Origin of the sequence: Komagataeibacter oboediens (assembly GCF_018491655.1) — a bacterium.
GTDB lineage: Bacteria > Pseudomonadota > Alphaproteobacteria > Acetobacterales > Acetobacteraceae > Komagataeibacter > Komagataeibacter oboediens.
In genome coordinates, this window is the sequence record NZ_JABLUU010000039.1 from 1 (window position 1) to 4,254 (window position 4,254).

At 66.5% G+C, this 4,254-nt stretch carries 2 protein-coding genes; both read right to left on the reverse strand.

From position 1 onward, the window contains the following. Positions 1–3,110, reverse strand: a 3,110-nt coding sequence (locus tag HNO79_RS16220; protein ID WP_214165934.1) for an efflux RND transporter permease subunit, incomplete at its 3' end; no start/stop codon positions are given. A 67-nt stretch (positions 3,111–3,177) separates the two neighbouring features. After that, on the reverse strand, positions 3,178–4,254 hold a 1,077-nt coding region (locus tag HNO79_RS16225), incomplete at its 5' end, for an MdtA/MuxA family multidrug efflux RND transporter periplasmic adaptor subunit (protein ID WP_200409636.1).

Consider the following 4,254-nt stretch of genomic DNA (forward strand, 5'->3'; position numbering starts at 1 on the left):
GCGAGCTTCTGGCTGATTCCATCCATGAGGAGGTAGATGACTGGCGTAGTGAACAGTGTCAGCAGCTGGCTGACGGCGAGGCCGCCGACGATGGCGATGCCCAGGGGGCGGCGCAGTTCGGATCCGGTGCCGGTGCCCAGCATCATGGGCACGGCGCCCAGCATGGCGGCCAGCGTGGTCATGAGGATGGGCCTGAAGCGCAGCAGGGCGGCATGGCGGATGGACTGAAGCGAGGACATGCCCTCGACCCGCTCGGCCTCCAGCGCGAAGTCGATCATCATGATGGCGTTCTTCTTGACGATGCCGATCAGCAGTACGAGCCCGATGATGCCCATGACATCCAGCCCCGACCCCGTGACCCACAGCGCCAGCAGCGCGCCGATCCCGGCGGAGGGCAGGGTGGAGAGGATGGTGACGGGGTGGACGAAGCTTTCATACAGGATGCCCAGCACGATATAGACCGCGACCAGGGCGGCCAGCACCAGCCATGCCTCGTTGGACAGCGAACTGCGGAACGCCGCCGCCGTGCCCTGGAACGAGGTCTGGAAGCTGGATGGCAGGCTGATGTCCTTTGCCGCGCGTTCGATCGCATCCGTCGCATCCCCCAGCGCATAGCCGGGCCGGACGTTGAACGAGACGGTCGTGGCCGGGAACTGTCCCACATGGGTGATCAGCAGCGGCGCGGTATCCTGCGTCAGGGTGGTGACGGAGGCCAGCGGCACCAGCCCCGACGTGGGCGAACGCGTCGGCCCCGACGTGCTTTCGCCCGCATTGCCGCTGATGCCGGGCAGGTACATCTGGCTGAGCGATCCCATGTCCTGCTGGAAGGCGGGGGTTGCCTCCAGGATCACGCGGTACTGGTTGGACTGCGTGAAGATGGTCGAGATCTGGCGCTGGCCAAAACTGTCATACAGCACGTTGTCGATGGTCTGGGGCGTGATGGAATACCGCGCCCCGGTTGTGCGGTCGAGGTCGACATGCGCCACAAGCCCCGCCGCCTGCAGGTCCGATGTCACGTCCGACAGGGCCTTTTCCTGCTGCAGCCGCGCGATGAACTTCGGCACCCATGTCGTGAACTGGCTGTAGTCGGGGTTTTCCAGCAGGAACTGGTACTGCGTCGCCGCGACCGAGGTATCGAGCGACAGGTCCTGCACCGGCTGCAGGTACAGGTCCGCCCCCGCGATGTCCGCCGTTTCCGCGCGCAGGCGCGTGGCCACTTCCTGCGCGGTGGAGGTGCGGCTGTCCACCGGCTTGAGGTTGATCAGGAAGCGCCCCTGGTTCAGCGTCACGTTCTGCCCGTCCACCCCCACGAAGGAGGACAGGCTGGCCACGTCCGCGTCATGCAGGATCCGGTCGGCCAGTTCCTGCTGGTGGCGCTTCATTGCCGTGAACGATGTGGACTGCGCCATGACCGAGATCCCCTGGATCACACCCGTGTCCTGTACCGGGAAGAACCCCTTGGGAATGACCACGGCCAGCACGCCCGTCAGCACCAGGGTCACGCCGAATATGCCCAGCGTCAGCCGCTGGTGGCGCAGCACCACGTCCAGCGCGCGGCCATAGCCATTGATGGTCGCGACCGTCCAGCGTTCGACCGCGGCCGACCATGCCGGTTCGGCATGCTTCGTGTCGCGTTCATGCAGCAGGCGCGCGCACATCATCGGCACCAGCGTCAGCGACACCACGGCGGACAGGATGATGGTGACCGCCAGCGTCATGGCGAATTCATGGAACAGTCGGCCCACCACGTCGCCCATGAACAGCAACGGGATCAGCACCGCGATCAGCGATACGGTCAGCGAGATGATGGTGAACCCGATCTCGCCCGCGCCCTTCAGCGCCGCCTCCATGCGGCTGTCGCCCATTTCGATGTAGCGGGCGATGTTCTCGATCATCACGATGGCATCATCCACCACGAAGCCCGTGGCGATGGTCAGCGACATGAGCGAGAGGTTGTCGAGCGAGAAGCCGAACAGGTACATGACCGCCAGCGTCCCCACCAGCGACAGCGGCACCGACAGGCTGGGGATCAGGGTTGCCGGCACGTTGCGCAGGAACACGAAGATCACGCCCACCACCAGCACCAGCGCCAGGCCCAGCTCGAACTCCACGTCCTCCACCGATGCGCGGATGGTCGTGGTCCGGTCGGTCAGGGGGGTGATGGTGATGCCCGGCGGCAGCGACTGCTGCAGGTGCGGCAGGGCGTATTTGATGTTGTCCACCACCGCGATCACGTTGGCGCCCGGCTGGCGCTGCACGTTCATGACCAGGGCGGGGGTGCGGTTGGCCCATGCGGCCAGTTCGGTGTTTTCGGGGCCGATCACCACGCTGGCCACGTCACGGATGCGCACCGGCCCGCTGTTCTGGTAGGCGATGACCTGGTTGAGCAGCTGGTCCACGCCGGTGATCTGCCCGTCGATGCGCAGCGTGGTCGCGCGCTGCGGGCCATCGAACGTGCCGGTGGGGGAATTGACGTTGACGTTGCCGATGGTCGTGCGCAGCGTGTCAAGGTCGATGCCGAACGAGGTCAGCTTGGGAATGTTGACCCGTACCCGCAGCGCCTTGCGGTTGCCGCCCGACAGCGTCACCAGCCCCACGCCCGAGATCTGGCTGATCTTTTCCGCCAGCCGGGTATCGACATAATCCTCCACTTCCGTCAGCGGCATCGTCTTTGACGTGATGCCCAGCGTCATGACCGGGGTGTCGGCGGGGTTGACCTTGGCATAGACGGGTGGGGCGGGCAGGTCGGTGGGCAGCAGCGAATTGGCCTGGTTGATCGCGGCCTGCACCTCCTGCTCGGCAATGTCCATGGTCATGGTCAGGCCGAAGCGCAGCGTGATGACCGACGCCCCGCCTGACGAGCGCGAGGTCATCTGCTCCAGCCCCGACATCTCGCCCAGCTGCGTCTCCAGCGGCGCGGTGACCGAGGTCGCCATCACGTCGGGGCTGGCGCCGGGATAGAAGGTCTGCACCGTGATGGTGGGGTATTCGACTTCCGGCAGGGCGGAGACGGGCAGGAAATGATACCCCAGCAGCCCCGCCAGCAGGATGGCCAGCATGAGCAGGGTGGTCGCGACCGGGCGGTGTATGAACAGGCGGGAGGGGTTCACGCGGCAATCTCCGGCGGCGGCAGGGGCAGGCGGTCAGGCAGGGAAGCGGGCGGACGGGCGCGCACGTCTAGCCTTTTTTCCCATGGCCGCCGTGGGCGGCATCGGACCCGGCGCCGGGGGCGGTGGCGTCGGGGATCGTCACCTTCACGCCATCGCGCAGGTGGTCCACGCCGTCGGTCACGACCCGTTCGCCGTCCTTCACGCCGTCGGTCACCACGGTCATGGTGTTGTTGGCGTGGCCGGTCTTCACGTTGCGCACCTCTACCGTGCTGTCGGCCTTGACCACATACACGAACTGCCCGTTCGGGCCGGTCTGCAGCGCGTTGGTGGGCACCAGCAGGGCGTCATGGTCGGTGCTGACCAGCAGGCGGGCGTTGACGAACTGGTTGGGGAACAGTTCCTCCTGCGAATTGGCGAAGATCGCGCGCATGCGCACCGTGCCGGTGGAGGTGTCGATCTGGCTGTCCAGCACGCTGACCTGCCCGGTGGCGATTCTGGTCAGGTTCGCGCTGTCCCATGCCTCGACCGGCAGCGGCGTGCCCTCGCGCAGGCGGGTGGCGACGGGGCCGATGTCGTTTTCGGGCAGGGTGAAGATGACCGAAATCGGCTGCATCTGCGTCAGGATCACCAGGCCGTTGGTCTGGCCGGCGGTGATGTAGTTGCCCATGTCCACCTCGCGGATGCCCACGCGGCCATCGACCGGGGCCACGATGTGGCAGTAGGTGATCTGCAGCTTCTCGTTATCGACCAGCGCCTGGTCGGCCTTGACCGTGCCTTCCAGCTGCTCGACCTTGTACTGCTGGTCCTTCGCGGTCATGGCCGCGACGCTGTCCTGGCGGATCAGGCGCTGGTAGCGGGCGTTGTCCACGCGCGCGGCCTCCAGCTGGGCCACGTCCTGCGCCAGCTGGCCTTCATACTGCGCCAGCAGCACCTCGTACGGGCGGGTGTCGATCAGCGCCAGCAGATCGCCCTTGTGGACGTGCTGGCCCTCGGTGAACAGCACCTGCATGAGGTAGCCGTCAATGCGCGACTGCACCGTGACGTTGGTGATCGGCACCACCGTGCCCAGCTCCGTCAGCACCACCGGCATGTCGCCCCGGCCAATGGTCGCCACCGCCACCGGCTGGTCGCCGCCGGCCGCATG